Source organism: Microseira sp. BLCC-F43 (assembly GCF_041929235.1).
Lineage (GTDB): Bacteria > Cyanobacteriota > Cyanobacteriia > Cyanobacteriales > Aerosakkonemataceae > Microseira.
In genome coordinates this window covers 1-18,961 of sequence record NZ_JBHFNP010000154.1, presented here as the reverse complement: position 1 = coordinate 18,961, position 18,961 = coordinate 1, and the positions used below count along the sequence as shown (strand labels likewise).

The window sequence follows — 18,961 nt, the reverse complement described above, 5'->3', positions numbered from 1 at the left end:
AAAAAAAGAGCCATTATTTACACTGAAGATAGAGTAATTTCGTAGCCAGCTATGAGCTACTGTATCAATCCCAGCTGTCCCAAGCCCAACGACGCCGCCAACGCCAATAGTCCCATTTGTCGTCACTGCGGTTCGGAGTTGTTACTAAAAGGGCGCTACCTAGTAATGCGCCTTTTAAGCGACAAAAGCGGCTTTGGCAAGATTTATGAAGCATTTGACGGGTCAACCCCCAAAATCCTCAAAGTTTTAAAAGAAGATCACAACACCAATCCCAAAGCCGTCGAACTATTCCAACAAGAAGCGGTAGTATTGAGTCAGTTAAACCATCCAGGAATTCCTAGAATCGAGCCAGATGGATACTTTCAAGTTTTTCCTAGAGGTGCAAAAGAGCCGCTACATTGCATCCTAATGGAAAAAATTGAAGGACCAAATTTAAAACAATGGATGCAGCAACAAGGCAATCACCCCATCAGCGCAGACCAAGCGCTAAATTGGTTAAAACAACTGGCAGAAATTTTGCATCTCGTCCATGAAAAAAACTACTTTCATCGCGATATAAAACCAGAAAATATCATGCTCCGCCCCAACGGTCAATTGGTATTAATTGACTTTGGCACTGCTAGAGAAATGACCTATACTTACCTGGCAGCAGTGAGCGGAACGGGCAGCATTACAAAGGTAAGTTCCGCTGGCTACACGGCTCCAGAACAAGAACAAGGTCACGCCGTACCCCAGTCTGATTTCTATTCTTTGGGACGGACTTTTGTTTATTTACTCACGGGCAAGAACCTGACCAATCAGGCAATTTATGATGCAATTAGAAACGAATTAAACTGGCGCAATTTTGCTCCCGAAATAGCGCCCACACTTGCCAATTTTATTGATAAGCTGATTGCTCCTAAAGCAGCAGATAGACCTAAAAATACCCAAGAAATTATAGACTGTTTAGCTAAAATTTACCAGAAAATGTATTATGCTAAATTTCCGGCGGTTAGCAGCAATACGTTGATGCAATCTTCAGCCAAAGTTTCCCTAATTACAAGTAAATTTATCAGGCATAATAAAAAATGGCTAGTATTAGGATCGGTGGCTTTAGCTGTAGCATTAGGAGGATATGGAGGTTGGGAATTTTACCGCAATACCTCCCAAATTACCTTGATTGAAAATATCTCGCCAGTCAAAATTTTGAGCGGACATTCCAGCTTTATTAATTGTCTGGTTTTTAGTCCCGATGGTGAAACATTAATTAGCGGCAGTGCTGACAAAACTATCAAAATTTGGCATCTGGCCACCGGCAAGGAAATTCGCACAATTAAAGACCATTTCAGCTTTATTAATTATCTCGCGATCGCACCCGATGGGCAAACCTTATTCAGCGCCAGTGCTGACAAAACAATCAAACTTTGGAATCTGGCCACAGGCAAGGAAATTCGCACCCTCAAAGGCCATTCTGGTTATGTGAATTATCTCGCCATTACCCCCGATGGGCAAACCTTAGCCAGTGCCAGTGCCGACAAAACTATTAAACTTTGGAACTTATCCAATGGGCAAGCAATTCGCACGCTTAAAGGGCATTTAACCTCGGTAAATTCTTTGACAATCAGCCAGGATGGAAAAACATTATTTAGCGCGGGGGCTGACAAAAATATTAAAATATGGGTTCTGGCAACGGGAAAACAAATTCGCACCCTAACTGGACATACCAGCTTTGTTAATTACCTCGCCATTAGTCTAGATGGGAAAAAATTATTGAGCGCCAGTGCTGACAAAACTATCAAAATTTGGGATATTGCTAGCGGAAAAGAAATTAACACCCTAAAAGGCCATACCAGTTTTGTAAGTTACCTAACAATGGCACAGGATGGGCAAACGCTGATCAGTGGAAGTGCTGACAAAACTATCAAAATGTGGAATCTCTACACCGGAAAAGAAATCCGCACGCTTAAAGGAGATTTTAACTATGGGAATAATTTGGCGATTAGTCCGCTTGCGATTAGTCCCGATGGGCATACTGTTGCCACGGGTAGCGGTGACAAAACTATTAAAATTTGGCAAATACCGTTAAAATAAAACAGGACTTATGCATTAACTCTATATATGGTGGTTGCGGTGCGTTACGCAACGCTTACGCACCCTAGCTTTAGATTCTTTGCCTAAGTCCTGTAAAAGTTCCCGCATCGATAAACTTGTTGCCATGTGGAAACCAGAACTGCTAGTCCCGGCTAAAAATTTGCAACGGTTAAAAGTCGCCATTGCCTATGGTGCAGATGCCGTTTATCTAGGAGGGCAAAAGTATGGTTTGCGGGCGCGGGCAGACAATTTTACCGACTCTGAGTTAGCGTTGGGTGTAGCATTTGCTCATCAGCACGACGCTAAAGTCTACATCACCCTCAACGCTTTTCTCCACGATGCCGATTTTGAGGGATTGGCAGACTATTGTCAGTTTCTCTCTGCCATCGGCGTCGATGGGGTAATTGTCTCCGACCTCGGCGTGATTCGCGTCATTAAAAATAGTTCCAATCTCAACATCCACCTATCGACTCAAGCTTCTTGCCTCAACTCTTATGCGGGGCGTTTGTGGAAGCAGATCGGAGTCAAGCGCCTGATTGTCGGTCGAGAACTCAGTATAGCCGAAGCTGGTGCAATTCGAGAACATTCGGGCATCGATGTGGAAATGTTTACCCACGGGGCGATGTGCATGGCGTATTCCGGTCATTGCACAATTTCTAATTTTACGGCAGGGCGAGATTCTAATCGAGGCGGATGCATTCAATCTTGTAGATTGCCCTATCAGTTAGAAAGTGATGACAAGAAACAGGAAGATTTAGTAACGTTCATGTCTTCTAGGGATTTATGGGGAATCTATCAGATTGGAGAGTTTTTTAAACATCAGATTTGTTCTTTAAAAATAGAAGGAAGGATGAAATCTTCCTTCTACGTTGCCCTGAATTGCAAGGTTTATAGAAAACTAATTGATGCCTATGCAGACGGGACATTGAATGCAGAAATGCTTCAAGTTGCAGCAGCAGAACTGCAATCCGTTCCCCACCGAGACTACTTTTCCGGTTCGCTGGAAACGCCAGCAGGAAGGGATTCGGTGTTCGGACAGTTATCGGGAATTAATACGGGAACGCATCAATATTTAGGTATTGTCATCGAGTCAACGCCCCAAGAAATTGTTTTGCAATTGGTTGAACCTTTGGCAATTGGAGATAAAATTGAAATTATTCCATTTGAGGGGGAAGCGATCCGCTGGAAGGTCGATGGGTTATTTTCGGTGACGGGCGATCGCATAAATTCCATGCGACAAGATAGCGTTGTTCGCATTCCCAAAATTGATGCACCCATAAACCTACAAAATGTCGCCAAATTAAATGTAGTTCGATTTGCTCAAGAAGTTAAAACAGTCACGATCCCCCCTGCCCCCCTTGCCAAGGGGGGTTAAAGTATGTGCTTGCCAAGGGGGGTTAAAGTTTGTGCTTGCCAAGGGGGGTTAAAGTTTGTGCTTGCCAAGGGGGGTTAAAGTTTGTGCTTGCCAAGGGGGGTTAAAGTATGTGCTTGCCAAGGGGGGTTAAAGTATGTGCTTGCCAAGGGGGGTTAAAGTATGTGCTTGCCAAGGGGGGTTAAAGTTTGTGCTTGCCAAGGGGGGTTAAAGTATGTGCTTGCCAAGGGGGGTTAAAATGTGTTCTTTTGTCGCATCAAGTCCAGAATATATGCAATTTAATACTTTTGTTTCTTCTATTGCCGATATTGATCGATGCGCTAACGCTGCCAATCTGTATGAGGTGTTGTTGGAACCTGCGTTATTAGCTAGACAGGGGAAACTTTCAGAACAGAGGGTACACGAGTTAGCAACGGCAGCTTTACAGCGAGGACTGCGCCCGGTTTTGGTATGGGATATATTGATGCCTGAACGGGTGATGAAAAGTGTATGCGATCGCATCCAGAATTGGGACCTCACCCGCTTCGCAGCAATCCGCGTTTGCGATCCGGGTGTCGCTTATTGGCTGTTAATTCATTTCCCAGAAATACCGCTTCAGTTAATTGTTGAAACAGGCAATCATAATCTCGAATCTCTCTTAGGTTGGTGCGAAATTTTTTCTGGTAATTTGGAACGTCTCGTTCTATCCATCGAACTACCTGAAGAAAAACTAATTGAATATTGCCAAGCGCTTCCCGTCGCCTGCGAATTGCTGGGTGTAGGACAAATTTTACTGTTTTACTCGCCGCGAAGTCTGCTAGCAGAACATTTAGCAGAGGAGAATTTTAATCCAGACTCTCCCCTCTATTTGGAAGCTACTGCTGCTTTTGCAGACAATCCCAATCGGCATTTCCCTACTTTGGAAACAGGGCATGGAACCTTCATGTTCCTCGACAAAGACCAGTTTATCCTCGACAAATTAGATGCTTTACAAGCGGCTGGTTTGCATACGGTACGCTTAGACTTGCGACATCTGGAACAGGAGGGTGATGTAGCAGTAGATATCGAGAGAATTTGTAGCAAAATTTTGTCAGATCCTGCTTCCCTGCGCGTCAACTGGTCGCGAGAAACACGCGCTCCCTTTTTCAAAGCCAATCGCACAACTGCCCTATTTCCACGCATGAAATCGAAAGTAACCGACTATCGAAATGATGCTTGTTTAGCTGAGGTTTTAGCTGGAGAAGGTGGGAAATATGTTGTGTTTTATACCAGGCGTCCTTTTGAGGTTTCGCAGATGAAAAGTAAAAGCATGATAATGCCAACGGGTGAAGAGATTAAACTTCCCCAAGAGGTTACTTTTCGCAACTTAAACGGGGAACAGATTGATACTTTTGAGTCCGAACAAATTCTAGTTACGGACTGGATTAAGAAGGCGGTACCAGGCTCCCTGCTGCTGGGCGGTTGATACCGGAATAGGCCACAAACTGGTATGATTCCTTCTGACTGGAGGGAGCGATATGCCCCCAACGCTTGCACGAACGCGCGCAATTAACCTATGAACGCCAATATCCTATTTCCCTGGCAGCAAGAGGAACTGATTCTTCAAAGCCAACGCATACTAAACAGCTTTAAGCATTGGGCAGGACATTCTCTGATCGAAATCAGTGGCTCACCTATCCAAATAGCACAGGCATTATTTGAAGCGCCTTTTCCAGTATTTTCTCACGGGAGCGAGCCAGACCCGATTTTCAACTACGGAAACCGCAAAGCTTTGGAACTGATGGAACTCAATTGGGAACAATTGACTCAGATGCCTTCAAGGTATTCTGCCGAACCCATAGAACAGGAGGAACGCTTGCGTCTGCTCAACCAAGTGACAACCAAGGGTTATGTTACCAATGGTCGGGGAGTCCGCATTTCTCGCACTGGTAAACGGTAAATGGTTTCAGACTTTACCGTTTGGAACCTGCTCGATGAGCATAATCAACATTGCGGTCAAGCGGCTAGGTTTACTCAGTGGATGCTGCTGCAAGAAAACAGAGAAAGTTAACCGGGAAGTACGTTATATTTTGAAGCGATCGCCAATCATGGAAACAACAAACCCATTGGACTTAGTAACAGGCGGATTAGCCCTAGCTGTATTAATCGGCGGCTTGCTGATGCTATTTTTTGGCATATCTGCATTTGGAGATAAGGATAAGTAGCTTGACACTCCCCCGTTTACAGCGGATTGCTTTTCGAGTTCTCTCCCCAAGCAATACATCATTGTAGGGGCACGGCACCAGTAACCTTTGTCGCATTACTCAAAGCTTTTCGGATGCCGTGCCCCTACCTCCCGTTGACTTTAACCGTCAGCATTAATCTGAGCGATCAATTCTTTTAATACCTCATCTGCCTGAGCGTTATCAATTTGACAAGTTCCGGCATTAGCATGACCACCACCGCCATACTTCAGCATCAATTCACCAATATTGGTTTTAGAGGTGCGATTGAAAATTGACTTACCCACCGCAAAGACTGTATTTTGCTGTTGCAGACCCCACATTTGGTGAATCGAAATATTGCAATTGGGGAAAAGAGCATAAATTACAAATCGGTTGCCTGCATAGATAGTCTCTTCATTTCTTAAATCGATTAACACCAGGTTTTTATAAACCTTGGAACACCGCTGAATCTGTTCCTTAAATTTTTGTTTCTGCTCGAAGTAAACATCAATTCTTTCTTTGACATCAGGCAGTTCCAAGATTTCTTCGATTGTGTGTTCTTTGCAGTAGTCAATCAGATGCATCATCAAATTATAGTTAGAGATGCGGAAGTCCTTAAAGCGTCCCAAACCCGTGCGGGCATCCATGAGGAAATTCAGGAGTACCCACCCTTGTGGATACAGAACTTCTTCTATTGTGAACTGAGCAGAATCTCCCTTATCTACAGCCTCCAGCATTTCCGCAGAAATATTGGCAAACTTATTTTGCCCACCCAAGTAGTTGTAGACGACTCTGGCGGCTGAGGGGGAATCAGGATCGATAATATGATTGGCCTTAATTGTTTCATGGCGAATCGTTTCGCTGAAGTGGTGGTCAAAAGCTAGACCGACGCCTTCTACATAGGGTAAGTTAGTGGTGATGTCTCGGCTGGTAACCTCTATTTTGCCATCCTGCATATCTTTGGGATGGACGAACTTTATATCATCAATAAGGTCAAGTTCCTTCAGTAAAATCGCGCAGGCGAGTCCATCAAAATCGCTTCTAGTTACCAGACGGTACTTTTTCCCTTCTTCCAGCATATAATCTCCGAAAACCAATTTGTGCTTAGGATATAGACGCTCCCTAGTAGTTTACCCAAGTGTGTGGCTAGAATTCCCAATCCGTACTTTCACTTTAAACAGTTCGCGATCTTTCAGGATCGGTGCGCCATGAAGGTGGGTACTGATGGTGTCCTACTGGGGGCGTGGACGGATACCACAGGCGCACAACACATCCTCGATATCGGCACGGGGACGGGTTTACTGGCACTGATGTTGGCGCAGCGATCGCCCGCGAATATCGATGCGGTAGAAATAGATGCAGATGCTTGTATTCAGGCGAGGGAGAATGTTACGCGATCGCCCTTCAGCAACCGTATCAATGTATACCAGTGTCCCATCCAAGACTATGCCGCCACTTGCTCGGTACGGTACGACCTGATAGTCTCGAATCCACCTTTTTTTGCCAACGCCTATAAAGCACCAAACCAGGAGAGAGCGATCGCGCGCCATAGCGATCGCCTCGAGCAAGTCGATCTATTACAAGCAGCAGAACAACTTCTATCTGAAAACGGTCGGTTGGCTGTAATTTATCCAACTGAAGCCGCCCAAATTTTCCACCGAAAAGCCGAAGCCTTCGGTTTTTTTTGCCACCGTAAACTGTACGTTAAGCCAACATTAAATAGTCCAATCAAGCGCGTTCTAATCGAACTGGGCAAAAATCAATCGGCATATCAAGAAACCACCCTTACCATAGAAGCAGACAGACATATTTACACAGCTGAGTTTATTGCCTTGATTAAAGACTTTTATCTGAAGTATTGAGATTCAATTATCAAAGTAGGGACACGGCATCTGAAATATTCTCTATAATATAATATTTTATGATTGCCCTGTCCCTACTCTGAAACGGGGAATAAGCTTTGTCGTGACTCAGTCCTGTATAGAACTGTATCACTGTTAAGAAATATTAAAAAAATTAATCAGTCAGATTAATGATTGACTGCCAGAAAGCTTTGCGTGCAGGCATTAATGCTGCCGCTCGCCCCTTGCGCGTACCTCTGCTGCAAACCGCTATCAACCGCATCTCCAACCGTTACAGCTACGAACCGAGGGACATTTCTGAGAATTATATGAAGATTTATTGACAAGTTGTAAAGTTTTGTGATAATTTAACAGTGGTCAGGTAAGGTTTCATTCTCTGGAAGCTCTCGGTTTGACCTTTGTGCCAGTTGCAAATCTAGTCAATAAGGTGGATCTGTACTATGCCATTTACTATCGACTCAGCTCGCGGTATTTTCCCTAACACTTTATCCGCTGATGCTGTACCTGCAACAATTGCCAGGTTCGGTCAGTTGAGTGCCGAAGATCAACTCGCATTGATTTGGTTTGCATACCTTGAAATGGGTAAAACAATCACAATTGCTGCTCCAGGAGCAGCTAATATGCAGTTTGCCGAAGCAACTATGAATCAAATTCGGCAAATGTCATTTGGCGAACAATCCCAGGTGATGTGTGACTTGGCAAACCGCGCTGACACACCGATTGGTCGAACCTATGCTACCTGGTCTGCCAACATCAAATTAGGTTTCTGGTATCAGCTTGGACAATGGATGGAACAGGGAATTGTGGCTCCAATTCCAGAGGGTTATAAACTTTCTGCTAATGCCTCAGCCGTACTGCAAGCAATCAGAAATCTAGAGTCAGGTCAGCAGATTACGGTATTGCGTAATTCTGTGGTTGACATGGGGTATGACACGAGCAAATTGGGTAGTTATAACCGAGTTGCCGAACCTGTTGTTGTTCCCAAAGAAATGTCAAAGCGGAGTAAAGTCACGATTGAAGGCATTGATAATCCAACCGTACTCAGCTACATGGATAACCTGAATGCCAACGATTTTGATGCGCTAATCGAGTTATTTACTCCTGATGGTGCTTTGCAACCTCCCTTCCAAAAACCGATTGTGGGGAAAGATGCCGTGCTGCGGTTTTTCCGGGAAGATTGCCAAAACCTCAAGTTAATGCCAGAACGAGGCGTTGCTGAACCGGCAGAAGATGGTTACACCCAAATCAAAGTCACTGGTAAAGTGCAAACTCCCTGGTTTGGTGCTGGCGTGGGCATGAATATGGCTTGGCGATTCTTGCTCAATCCTGAAAACAAAATTTTCTTTGTAGCAATTGACTTGCTAGCATCTCCCAAAGAGCTATTAAATCTGGTTCGCTAAACGCGAGCTAAGCGCGAGTAAACCTTAGATAATGGTGGATGAGCGCTCTTTTCTAAAGGGCGCTCTTTTGCTTGGGATTTGGTGGTGCAATCGGATAAATTTAAATAATCACAGTTTAGGTTGGATGATGCAAGTGAGTGAAGTTGATTGGTCTAAGACAGAGCAGAAAGTGGCTAAAGAAGCCTTCGAGAAAGCCTATGAGCGAGAAATTGCGGCTTTGATACAGGAAGTTCGCGCACAAGCAAGTGCGATCGCAGAACTTGATGATATGTGGCGTTTGCACGATTTCTTAAGTGCCAGAAGACACGATATCGATGGCAAGTACGACTACAGTTATTCAGCTCTCCTCTTTATTTTTGCCCGGTTGGTGAAAGAGGGATGGTTGCATCTGGATGAATTGAAGGGACTCCAAATAGATAAGCTTTCTAAGGTAGCTGCCCTCTCCCGCATGTGAGTAGTAGGGGCACGGCATCAGTAAGTTTTGTCCCTAAGGTCAAAGTTTTTCGGATGCCGTGCCCCTACAATGTTGTGTTGCACTAATGTCATTCAACAGTTGACAGTTGACAGTTACGGAAAGAAACCGGGTTTCACCTGAAAAATCCTTTATAAAACTAACGAGCGCAGAAGAAACTTTGGCGATCGGATAGGAAATTAATTTTTCCTTTCCCCTTTAAAGGGGGAGGCTCTAAACCGATTGTTTCTGGTAAAAATCCTAAATTAGAAATTAGCAACGCCAAAGTTTATCACTAGCAACTTGAGTTACTACAATAAGTTAATACAAGTTAACTTTACTAATACAAAATAACTTGATTTAATCGTAATAGAGAAGGCGGTTCACCTACCAAAGTTCGCCGCCTTCTCAGTCAAACCCTGTAAACAAGGATTTTCTCAATAGTATCGCCAGCTTTGGATAACCATTACATAGCTACTATCGCGCATCAGCAATTACCATGATGGTGATTTTGATGCTGCCCCCATGAGTTTGCCACAACAAGAAGTAGAGGGCATTGCCACGTTGCCGATCGAGCAACTAAGTACCAACCTCAAAGGCGCTGTGCTTGCTAACTATCTTTTCGCGATCAGAAATCGGGCAACGCTTCAACGTCCTTGGATGATTGTGCGTATTTTACCAGGTGCAAAGACTCACATCATCGCTCGTTTTGTCAACCGCCAAGACGCCGACGATCGTTTAAGAGCTTTGCGGCGGTATGTGCCAAATGCAGCGTTCGAGATTGTCTTCGCTCCTGGTGAAAGCTAATAGTGTTTTTAGGCGATCGCTTGTTGGTAAGATAAGCAAGCCCCAAAGTTACGAATAGCGATCGCCTTCCCCTTAATCGGAATCTAAACCACTTACTTGAAAGGTAGCCAAAGGGATAAATCGAATGTCTGAACAATTTGATCCAGAACTATTCCAGACTAAACTTTATCTCAGTCCTGAAAAAGACAAACTTTTTGAAACAGGGCCGTGGCCCAAACCTTTTGTCTTTAATGAAGATGTGGTTCGCGTTTTTGATGATATGATTTCTCGCTCAGTTCCCCTGTATCGAGAAGTCCTAGCTTGTGCAGCCCATTGGGCTAGAGATTACTATCAACCGGGGACTATAATTATTGATATCGGCTGTTCAACTGGAACATTTCTAGAATTATTAGGGCGATTTTTAAAGCAGCCAGCGACGCTAGTTGGCATCGATAATTCTCAACCAATGTTAGAAAAAGCGCGGCAGAAATTGGAGCGAATTCAACAAACTCATCAAGTTGAATTAATCTGTGAAAATGCTGAAAATTGCTCGTTTGAAAACTGTAGTGTAGTTGTAATTAATTACACGTTACAGTTTTTACCGTTGCAGGTGCGGCAAAAGTTGCTCAGGTCTATCTACGAGGGTTTGAATCCGGGCGGCTTGTTATTCTTGAGCGAAAAAGTTAAATCGGCTTGTCCGCAATTTCAAGAGACAATTACTCGACATTACGAAGCTTTTAAGGCGCATAATGGCTATGCCAAAACTGAAATTGAACGCAAAAAAGAAGCATTGGAAAATGTTTTAGTGCCTTTAACCGAAACACAACAAATTCAAATGCTGCAAGAGAGCGGTTTTAGTCAAATAGATTCGCCGATTAAATTGCATAATTTTATCTCGTTGGTGGCTCTGAAGTGAATGGCACTAAATTTAACAATCAGTTCCGATAAAAGTAATTGTTTAAAAAGTGCTATTATGAATAATGAAAAATAGAGGAACCTTAGAATGGATGAAAATACTGTCAAAATTGGTATCTCGTTTGAATCATTGCTGGAAGCAATTTCGTCACTGGCAATTCCTCAGAAACGCAAGTTGTGGGAATTGCTTGAAACTGAACTGTTCCAGCATGAAGAAGAGGAAGGTAAAGATAATCCCGAAACAATTGCAGAAATCCAGGCTGCCCGCACAGACTATCAGGCAGGCAATTATCTCACCCTAGACCAATATTTGGCACAGCGAGAGAGAAAATCCTCATAACTTATACCGTCATCATCCCCAAGATAGTCCAGAAACAAGATGACTCCTAACTATGCAAACTTTTAGTGCCTTTAACCGAAGTTCAATTTCTGAGCGAATAGTCTTTTATTGGTTCACTTTCACTATATGAAGCAAAAATTATCCTTACTTAACCCTGTTTTGACCGTGGCAATTGTCGGGCTTGTGCTTGGTATAGATCGCGAGATAAATGCCATTAGCATCGACGATAATAACAGGCAAAAAGAAAACGCTTCTGCTGTTGGTGAGAATTTAAACTGCCCTAGCTTGGACGAAGCTTTAGTTCCCGTTAGACACCCCGTGCGTGCCAGCTTAAATAGAAAATTTCGCGCTGAAGGGCGAGCGGGAGAAATTAACAATGTTGTCAGATTAGGAAATTACGGTGCAGCCTATTGGTGGACTAGAAGTTCAGCTACTCCCGTAGCGATACAATTTAAGGGTAATGGTTTAGGCCAAGCAGTAGCAGTAACATCTGTGCCTGATGTCTTGGTGTCATGGGGAGCTTCTCCTAATACTGCTCAGTGCATTCATCAACTGCTGGAAGAATCAGGAATTTAATTAACTATTCGACTTCCAGCTTGGGAACGAGACTCTAGAGGCTCTGCCTCGCTTTCGGACATGGGAGGCAGAGCCTCCCCGATTCGTTCCCAGGCTCCAGCCTGGGAACGAGTGAGAGAGGCTCTGCCTCGCTTATCCCGCGTGCTATTCGGCTCTGAATTAGGAATTGCTCTATGTTGAATCAGGCTGTTGGTTATTTGGCTCCTGATTATTGCGATCGCTACCCCACCCTCTTACAACGCGACGCAATTTTAGCAGTACGTCAAGAGCGACAATCCAAGTTATTCGCGCCCCAAGTCAGTCAGTACCGCGATGCCGTTTATTCTGTCCAAGACATCCAAAGCAATTGGTTCGACTTCTCCGACGCAGTTGTCAAAGTCGGTCGATCTGATGAACTATCAACTGAACAACAGCAGCGATTTTATCAAGCCCTACAAGCCTTTTGTCCTTGGAAAAAGGGGCCTTTTGAACTATTTGGCACGACCATCGATGCTGAATGGCGTTCTGACTGGAAATGGGCGCGGATTTTGCCCCATATCCAACCCCTGAAAAATCGCCGCGTGGCGGATATTGGCTGTCACAACGGCTATTTTATGTTTCGGATGGCACACCAAAAACCTGAGTGGGTCATCGGGTTTGAACCCGTCGCGAAACACTTTTGGAACTTTCAGCTAATTCAAAATATCGTCCGGCAAGAAATGCTGGCATTTGAATTACTGGGTGTGGAACATATCGACTTTTATCCCAATTTTTTTGACACCATCTTTTGCTTGGGGATTTTGTACCACCATCGGGATCCGATTGGTTTGTTGGGTAAAATGCGGCAAGCTTTAGCACCCAAGGGAGAAATTATTATAGACTGTCAAGGAATTCCGGGAGATCTACCCGTCGCCCTGACTCCGCGCCAGCGTTACGCACAAGCGCGAGGTATCTGGTTTTTACCTACCCAATCTTGTCTGGAAAATTGGATGATCCGCGCTGGTTTTACCCAGGTTCGCTGTTTCTTTGCTCAACCCCTCTCAATTGAAGAACAGCGTAGCACGGCTTGGGCAAAGGTAGATAGCCTGCGAGAATTCCTCAATTCTGACGATTTTTCCCTAACTATAGAAGGTTATCCTGCTCCGTGGCGTTATTATGCGATCGGGCGCAAAGAATGAAGCAGGCACCAGACGGGGAGACGCGGCGACGCGGGGACTACATTCAGACGAGGAATGAAGAAAATTGAATTAACCCCAGAAAAAAAGTTAACCTTGCCCATTTGTGAATGGCGGTTCTGGGCATTTTTAGCAAGAATGAAGGTAGGAGCGATCGCTAAGGGTGCCGGAGGCATATCGCTTAGTCTATAAGGATAACAATATGGATCGCAAAACTGCTACAACCTATCTGTTAATCCTGTTCTTGTTATTTGTCACCTTGGGGGACAGGATTCTTCCCAAACCGTTGAGTACTGCTAGCGTTCAAACGCGAACTTCACTCAACAACTTTTTTATCGGGTTGTTTCCTCAAAAGGGACCTAAGCTAAACCCCAATGAGCGAACGGAAAAGGCACTACAACAGGAGGAGAAGGAAGCGGGAAATTAGGATTTGGCTAATGGCTAATGGCTAATGGCTAATGGCTAATAGTTAATAGTAAAAAGGGCTTTTTGCCAGTTCTCAAGCAATTACCAATTAGCAATTAGCCATTAGCCATTACCAATGTTTAGTCCTTTTTCAACCAGCTAAACATTGCGCGTAAATCCTTACCGACTTCCTCAATCGGGTGTTCGGCTTCCTGACGCCGCATGGAAGTAAATCCTGGTTTGCCAGCTTGGTTTTCCAGGACGAATTCCCGCGCAAATTGACCGCTTTGAATTTCTTGCAGAATTTTCTGCATTTCGGCCTTAGTTTGGTCGTTGACAATCCTTGGCCCGCGGGTATAATCGCCGTATTCGGCTGTATTGGAAATGCTATCGCGCATTTTAGCTAAACCGCCTTCCACAACTAAGTCAACAATTAATTTGACTTCGTGGAGGCATTCAAAATAAGCTAATTCGGGTTGATATCCGGCTTCGACTAAGGTTTCAAAACCAGCTTTAATTAGGGCGCTTAAACCGCCGCACAAAACTGCTTGTTCGCCAAACAAGTCGGTTTCGGTTTCTTCGCGGAAGGTGGTTTCTAAAATACCGGCGCGGGTACCGCCGATGCCTTTGGCGTATGCCATCGCGCGATCGCGTGCTTGTCCAGAACCATTCTGATACACTGCAAACAAACAGGGAACCCCTTGTCCTTGTTCGTAGGTTCTCCGTACCAAATGCCCCGGCCCTTTGGGTGCTACCATCACCACATCGACATCCGCTGGCGGCACGACTTGACCAAAGTGAATGTTAAACCCGTGGGCAAAAGATAGCACCTTGCCTGGGTTTAAATGGGGTTCGATTTCATTTTTATAGACTGTTTTTTGCACTTCATCCGGCAGCAAAATCATAATCCAGTCTGCCGTCTTGGCTGCATCAGCCACCGAATGAACGGTTAACCCAGCTTCCTTAGCTTTTTCCGCCGACTTACTGCCCGGATACAGACCCACAATGACGTTAATGCCGCTATCTTTAAGATTGAGGGCGTGGGCGTGACCTTGAGAACCATAGCCGATGATGGCAACGGTTTTATTCGCCAAAAGGTCTAAATTGGCATCAGGGTCATAGTACATGCGAGCCATAAGGGCAACTCCTTCGGTGGAAGCGTCTCGATCAACACAGGAGTTGTTATTCTACCAAAATGGGTGCATGTCGTATAGGCTGCGATCGCATTTGAGAAAACGACGGCTATATAATTAGCACATCTTTATTTAAAGAAATTAACTTCCGTCAGGGCTGTCAAGCTGCTTTTTATATATGTTGCACAAAAAAGATACAAGGCTAGTCACTTTGGCGTTACTGTGCTACCTCGCGGCTGCTGAACAACCCGCAGCAGCATCTACCTTCGCTGCCGTTTTGGCTCAAACTCCCACTCCTACTGCTTTACCAAGTCCTACAGCCGTTCCTGGGGTGACAAAGCTGCGGATTGCCAGTTCTTCCAGCATGGAGAAATTTAACGAAGCGCTCAAACAGCGCTTTGAGCAACAGTTCGCCGGACAACAAGTCACCATCGGGTACGGGGACGCAAATGCCGCGCTGCGAGCAGTGCGGCAAGAACAAGCCGATCTGGCTGCTATCGGGCGTCCCTTGACTAGGCGGGAGAAAGCCAGAGGTTTGGTTGAGGTTCCGGTAGCTCGCCATAAAATTGCCATTGTGGTCGGGGCAAATAATCCCTTCACCGGCAGTTTAACCGACCAGCAATTTGCCAAAATTTTCCGGGGCGAGATTCAAGATTGGTCTGAGGTAGGTGGGGCACCCGGTGGAATTCGAGTCATCGACCGCCCCGCAACGAGCGATATCCGCCAAAGTTTGCGGCAATATCCGGTTTTTCAGGCAGCAAGGTTTGACACGGGTGCAAACGCGGTTAAGCTATCGGAAGATACCTCGCAAGCCGTCATTCGCGAGTTGGGAACCGATGGAATCGGCATCGCCATTGCCGATCAAGTACTCAATCAACCAGGTGTTCGCGTCCTGCCGATGCATAAAACCACCCCAGATGATCCCAGGTATCCTTTCTCGCAAGGTTTGTTTTACGTCTATAAGAAAACGAATACCAGCGCTGCATTAAAGAATTTTCTGGGCTATGCAACCGCACCCCAGGGTCAGAGTGCGATTGCAGAAGCTAGAACAGCAATCGCAGCAGCAACACCTGGTGCAACTCCTACTTTGGGCACGACAACCACACCAGGTGCCACGGCTTTGCTCACCCCAGCAGCAACACCCGCTGCAACTCCTGCTTTGGGAACGACAGCAACACCAGGTGCCACGGCTTTGTCCACCCCAGCAGCAACACCCGCAGCAACTCCTACTTTGGGAACGACAGCAACACCCGATGCCACGGCTTTGCCCACCCCAGCAGCAACACCCGCTGCAACGACTGCCCCCCAGACAACACCTTTAACCACACCCACCGCTGATGCCATTGCTGGTACTTCTATTTCAGATGGAGGAGTAATGGGGATGTGGTGGCTGTGGCTCTCAAGTTTGCTACTATTTCTGCTTTGGCGAACGCTGAAAAATCAGCGTTCGCAACCTCAATCAAATCAACACCTGTCTCTGTCAAGCCTCGATCCGATCGAACCTAGCGATTCTCCTACGGTACGCGAAAGTTATCGATTCCCAGTATCATCTGATACGCCAACAACTGCTAACGAGACAAAACATATAGCACTCGCAACATCTGGGCTGGTTACTGGGTCAGCAATTGCCCCATCACAACCGATAACAGAACAGGTGTCTTCCCCTGTAGCATCGGCTCTGACCCAGAAAACTCCAGAACCCGTATCCGACATCCCAGAAGCAGCTTCTGGGTTAGTTGCTGGCTCAGAAATTCCAGACTCAAGAGAAAATTCGCCCTCACCACCCGTCACCCTCGTGAGATCCACCCCAACAGCATCGCAGCCAATCGAGTCAACTCCAGAAGACATTTCCCACACCGAGGCGGAAACCGCAATAGCTATACCTTCGGTGACACACTGGACTGCGATTGCAGCTGCTGGGTTAGTTTCTGGTTCAGACCAGGGAGACACAAAGGATACTCAACCCGTCCCAGATGACCAAGAAGATGCAAAGACAAGGAGTTCAAAAGACGCTCCGCGCCACCCTTCTTTTGATCGAACCTCCCGGTCTCAACCTCTCGAATTTATGCGTGGAGGAGCAGAAAATTCTTCCACCTGGGAATCCCCTGACTCGGATCGTGGTGTGTCCCCGCCTCCCCATCTCCCCGCTTCACCACGTCCTCTTCAATCGGTGTCCATCGGGGAAACTGTTCCAACAGAAGGGGCAACAGTATCGCTGACCTCAAGTGCTTCGCCAAAGGCGATCGCCACAGATGCAGCAATGCTATCAGACCAACCTGCTATGGCAACTCAGGAGGAGCCCCAGGAAGTACAAGCAGTAAAATCCGATACCGAAGCAACTAAGAACGCGGATAGTACTATTGTCCTGTTATCGGGCGAAGCAGAATGGGCTTACGCTTACTGGAATATCCCTAACGAGGAAAAAGAGAAATTGCGGCAGGAGGGTGGTACTAAGTTAGCGTTGCGTCTTTACGATGTCACCGATATTGACTTAAATAACCAACAGCCCCAAAGCATTCAACAAAATTATTGCAACGAAGACTCGCGGGATGGATACTTGATGGTTCCCTTGCCAGATCGCGATTATATGGTGGAAATTGGCTATGTTACAAATAACGATCGCTGGCTAATGTTAGCTAGATCGGCAGTTGTTCGCATACCCCCCACCTCGGATCTCGATCGACAGCTAGCCAATGTCGAGCTTGAAGCCATGCGGCTACTATCTGTCCCGCCTGTTAGTCCATCCATCCTTTCTTCTAGTGGCGGTAGGTTGGGTGTTACCAATTTATTAGATACCTCTGAAAATCCCCCGTCTGCCTCTACTGAAAGGACTCGTGCCAGCAAGTTTCGCCTAGTCGCAGATGCTGAGTTAAGCGTCTACGGTGAAACCGAACCCGATGCCAAGGTTACGATCGACGGTCGTCAGATCGAACTCAATCCTACTGGGACATTCAGCTGCCAAGTACTTTGCCCAGATGGCGAGAGCGAGTTTACCATCACAGCAGTTGCCGCTGATGGCGAGACTGACTCGATCCAGATCAAGCTTACCCGCCAAACCCTCAAGCCCAATCCCACTCACCGAAGAAATGGGTCTGAAGCCCCGCCCTTCTAGGGCGGCTTTTGGTTCGGAATTGCCCGGAATTTCGTTTGAATGCGCTGTACAATCATTCATAGTCATATGTGAGATTTTTTGCTCCGTGGAACAAGTCTTAACGAGAGTTTGCAAGCTTCAACCAACAACCGATCAAGGCACTAAAATTGATGCTTTGTTGGGTGCGTTTGCGGATGGTTGCAACTTGGCCAATCAGACTGTTAAGCCATCGGTAACGAGCAAAACCACGATTCAAGGTTTGGTGTATCAAACGTTGCGAGAGCAATTCGGGTTGAGTGCTAACCAAGCGGTGAGGGTGTGTGCCAGGGTTGGTGCAAACCGCAAAACTGCCAAAGCCAAAGGTAAACCAGTCAAGGCATTTCTGCCCACATCGGCGGATTATGATGCTCGGATTTTCTCGTTTCGGGAAAAGGATTGGACGGTGAGCTTGACTCTGTTGGGTTGCCGGGAACGAATCAAACTCGCTATTGGCAACTATCAACAGGGCAAGCTGAAAGGCAGAACGCCAACAAGCGCCCAACTGTGCAAGCATCAAGACGGGCAATACTACATCCATATTCAATTGAACGATGAAGCGCCCGAACCTATCCACTGTGACAAAGTGATAGGTGTGGACTTTGGACGCAGAGACATTCCGGTAACCAGCAAGGGGGACAAATGGGACGGTAAGCCGATGCAAAAAGTGAGAGACAAGTACGCCAAAGCTAGAGAGTCGATTCAGCGTAAAGCCTCTGCTAAGGCAGACGCTACGCGAACGAAAGGCACACGCAGTTCTCGAAGAAGATGCCGGGAATTGCTGCAACGGCTGTCGGGGAAGGAAAGACGTTATCAAGCTTGGCTCAACCACAACATCAGCAAAACTATCATCTTGGATGCCAAAACTCTCAGTGCCATTGTTGCGATTGAGGACTTGACAGGTATTACGGATCGCACCAATCAGCAACCCAGAAACAAGACCGAGCGTAGACGTTCCAATAGTTGGGCGTTCTATGAGTTGCGTTATTTTTTGGAATACAAAGGCGTTAAGTTCGGCGTGGAAGTGATTGCAGTGCCGCCCGCCTACACCTAAATAATCCGGGACTCTTTCCGCCCCGTCTTTTTAAAGCGGGGCGGAAAGAGGACACGAGCGAATTTATTCGCCATCTTTGATTGACTTGTGCTGCGATCATCTGATAATCTCTTGTCAGAAACGCCAGAGAAAC

General features: G+C 46.0%; 19 protein-coding genes and 1 pseudogene. 18 read left to right on the top strand and 2 right to left on the bottom strand.

All coding sequences use genetic code 11. The annotated features are described in order from the left end of the window. Positions 1 to 51: 51 nt before the first annotated feature. From ACE1CM_RS22095 to ACE1CM_RS22075, 5 genes and pseudogenes are all read left to right on the top strand, one after another. Positions 52 to 2,070 carry a protein kinase gene (locus ACE1CM_RS22095; RefSeq protein WP_374880406.1) on the top strand — a complete coding sequence of 673 codons (2,019 nt, stop codon included), beginning with the start codon at positions 52 to 54 and terminating at the stop codon, positions 2,068 to 2,070. A 124-nt stretch (positions 2,071 to 2,194) separates the two neighbouring features. Further along, positions 2,195 to 3,445: a U32 family peptidase gene (locus tag ACE1CM_RS22090; RefSeq protein ID WP_374880404.1), complete on the top strand. Its 1,251-nt coding sequence runs from the start codon at positions 2,195 to 2,197 to the stop codon at positions 3,443 to 3,445. A gap of 235 nt (positions 3,446 to 3,680) precedes the next feature. Continuing rightward, positions 3,681 to 4,886, top strand: coding sequence for a U32 family peptidase (locus tag ACE1CM_RS22085; protein ID WP_374880402.1), 1,206 nt, complete (start codon positions 3,681 to 3,683; stop codon positions 4,884 to 4,886). 90 nt (positions 4,887 to 4,976) lie between these two features. Beyond that, a pseudogene (locus tag ACE1CM_RS22080) lies at positions 4,977 to 5,471 on the top strand (MEKHLA domain-containing protein). Next, positions 5,395 to 5,625 carry a hypothetical protein gene (locus ACE1CM_RS22075; protein WP_374880419.1) on the top strand — a complete coding sequence of 77 codons (231 nt, stop codon included), beginning with the start codon at positions 5,395 to 5,397 and terminating at the stop codon, positions 5,623 to 5,625. The pseudogene ACE1CM_RS22080 and the gene ACE1CM_RS22075 overlap by 77 nt, the downstream one beginning before the upstream one ends. A gap of 140 nt (positions 5,626 to 5,765) precedes the next feature. On the opposite strand, the gene ACE1CM_RS22070 is transcribed toward ACE1CM_RS22075, so the two are convergent. Continuing rightward, positions 5,766 to 6,704, bottom strand: coding sequence for an exopolyphosphatase (locus tag ACE1CM_RS22070; protein WP_374880400.1), 939 nt, complete (start codon positions 6,702 to 6,704; stop codon positions 5,766 to 5,768). A 129-nt stretch (positions 6,705 to 6,833) separates the two neighbouring features. Here ACE1CM_RS22070 and ACE1CM_RS22065 point away from each other — a divergent pair, with 129 nt between their 5' ends. The 11 genes from ACE1CM_RS22065 to ACE1CM_RS22015 all read left to right on the top strand — a co-directional run bounded on the left by ACE1CM_RS22065 (position 6,834) and on the right by ACE1CM_RS22015 (position 13,536). Beyond that, positions 6,834 to 7,487: a tRNA1(Val) (adenine(37)-N6)-methyltransferase gene (locus ACE1CM_RS22065; protein WP_374880398.1), complete on the top strand. Its 654-nt coding sequence runs from the start codon at positions 6,834 to 6,836 to the stop codon at positions 7,485 to 7,487. A gap of 170 nt (positions 7,488 to 7,657) precedes the next feature. Beyond that, on the top strand, positions 7,658 to 7,810 hold the full coding sequence (locus ACE1CM_RS22060) for a hypothetical protein (protein ID WP_374880396.1): 153 nt from the start codon (positions 7,658 to 7,660) through the stop codon (positions 7,808 to 7,810). A 117-nt stretch (positions 7,811 to 7,927) separates the two neighbouring features. Then, positions 7,928 to 8,887, top strand: a complete 960-nt coding sequence (locus ACE1CM_RS22055) for an orange carotenoid-binding protein (protein ID WP_374880394.1) — start codon at positions 7,928 to 7,930, stop codon at positions 8,885 to 8,887. 124 nt (positions 8,888 to 9,011) lie between these two features. Then, complete coding sequence (locus ACE1CM_RS22050; protein WP_374880393.1) at positions 9,012 to 9,341, top strand: hypothetical protein; 330 nt, start codon at positions 9,012 to 9,014, stop codon at positions 9,339 to 9,341. Between the two features lie 522 nt (positions 9,342 to 9,863). Further along, positions 9,864 to 10,145, top strand: coding sequence for a hypothetical protein (locus ACE1CM_RS22045; RefSeq protein ID WP_374880391.1), 282 nt, complete (start codon positions 9,864 to 9,866; stop codon positions 10,143 to 10,145). A gap of 124 nt (positions 10,146 to 10,269) precedes the next feature. After that, complete coding sequence (gene cmoA / locus ACE1CM_RS22040) at positions 10,270 to 11,040, top strand: carboxy-S-adenosyl-L-methionine synthase CmoA (protein ID WP_374880389.1); 771 nt, start codon at positions 10,270 to 10,272, stop codon at positions 11,038 to 11,040. A gap of 87 nt (positions 11,041 to 11,127) precedes the next feature. Next, a complete protein-coding gene (locus tag ACE1CM_RS22035; RefSeq protein WP_374880387.1) occupies positions 11,128 to 11,379 on the top strand; it encodes a hypothetical protein in 252 nt (83 codons plus the stop codon). Between the two features lie 126 nt (positions 11,380 to 11,505). Then, a complete protein-coding gene (locus ACE1CM_RS22030; protein ID WP_374880385.1) occupies positions 11,506 to 11,955 on the top strand; it encodes a hypothetical protein in 450 nt (149 codons plus the stop codon). Between the two features lie 173 nt (positions 11,956 to 12,128). Next, a complete protein-coding gene (cmoB, locus tag ACE1CM_RS22025) occupies positions 12,129 to 13,112 on the top strand; it encodes a tRNA 5-methoxyuridine(34)/uridine 5-oxyacetic acid(34) synthase CmoB (protein ID WP_374880383.1) in 984 nt (327 codons plus the stop codon). Positions 13,113 to 13,166: 54 nt separating this feature from the next. Further along, complete coding sequence (locus ACE1CM_RS22020; RefSeq protein ID WP_374880381.1) at positions 13,167 to 13,301, top strand: hypothetical protein; 135 nt, start codon at positions 13,167 to 13,169, stop codon at positions 13,299 to 13,301. 10 nt (positions 13,302 to 13,311) lie between these two features. Continuing rightward, positions 13,312 to 13,536, top strand: coding sequence for a hypothetical protein (locus ACE1CM_RS22015; RefSeq protein WP_374880379.1), 225 nt, complete (start codon positions 13,312 to 13,314; stop codon positions 13,534 to 13,536). A gap of 118 nt (positions 13,537 to 13,654) precedes the next feature. On the opposite strand, the gene ilvC is transcribed toward ACE1CM_RS22015, so the two are convergent. Next, positions 13,655 to 14,650: a ketol-acid reductoisomerase gene (ilvC, locus tag ACE1CM_RS22010; RefSeq protein WP_374880377.1), complete on the bottom strand. Its 996-nt coding sequence runs from the start codon at positions 14,648 to 14,650 to the stop codon at positions 13,655 to 13,657. A gap of 175 nt (positions 14,651 to 14,825) precedes the next feature. On the opposite strand from ilvC, the gene ACE1CM_RS22005 reads away from it, so the two are divergent. Continuing rightward, positions 14,826 to 17,759, top strand: a complete 2,934-nt coding sequence (locus tag ACE1CM_RS22005) for a DUF4912 domain-containing protein (RefSeq protein WP_374880375.1) — start codon at positions 14,826 to 14,828, stop codon at positions 17,757 to 17,759. Positions 17,760 to 17,844: 85 nt separating this feature from the next. Continuing rightward, on the top strand, positions 17,845 to 18,828 hold the full coding sequence (locus ACE1CM_RS22000) for an RNA-guided endonuclease InsQ/TnpB family protein (RefSeq protein WP_374880373.1): 984 nt from the start codon (positions 17,845 to 17,847) through the stop codon (positions 18,826 to 18,828). Positions 18,829 to 18,961 lie beyond the last annotated feature (133 nt).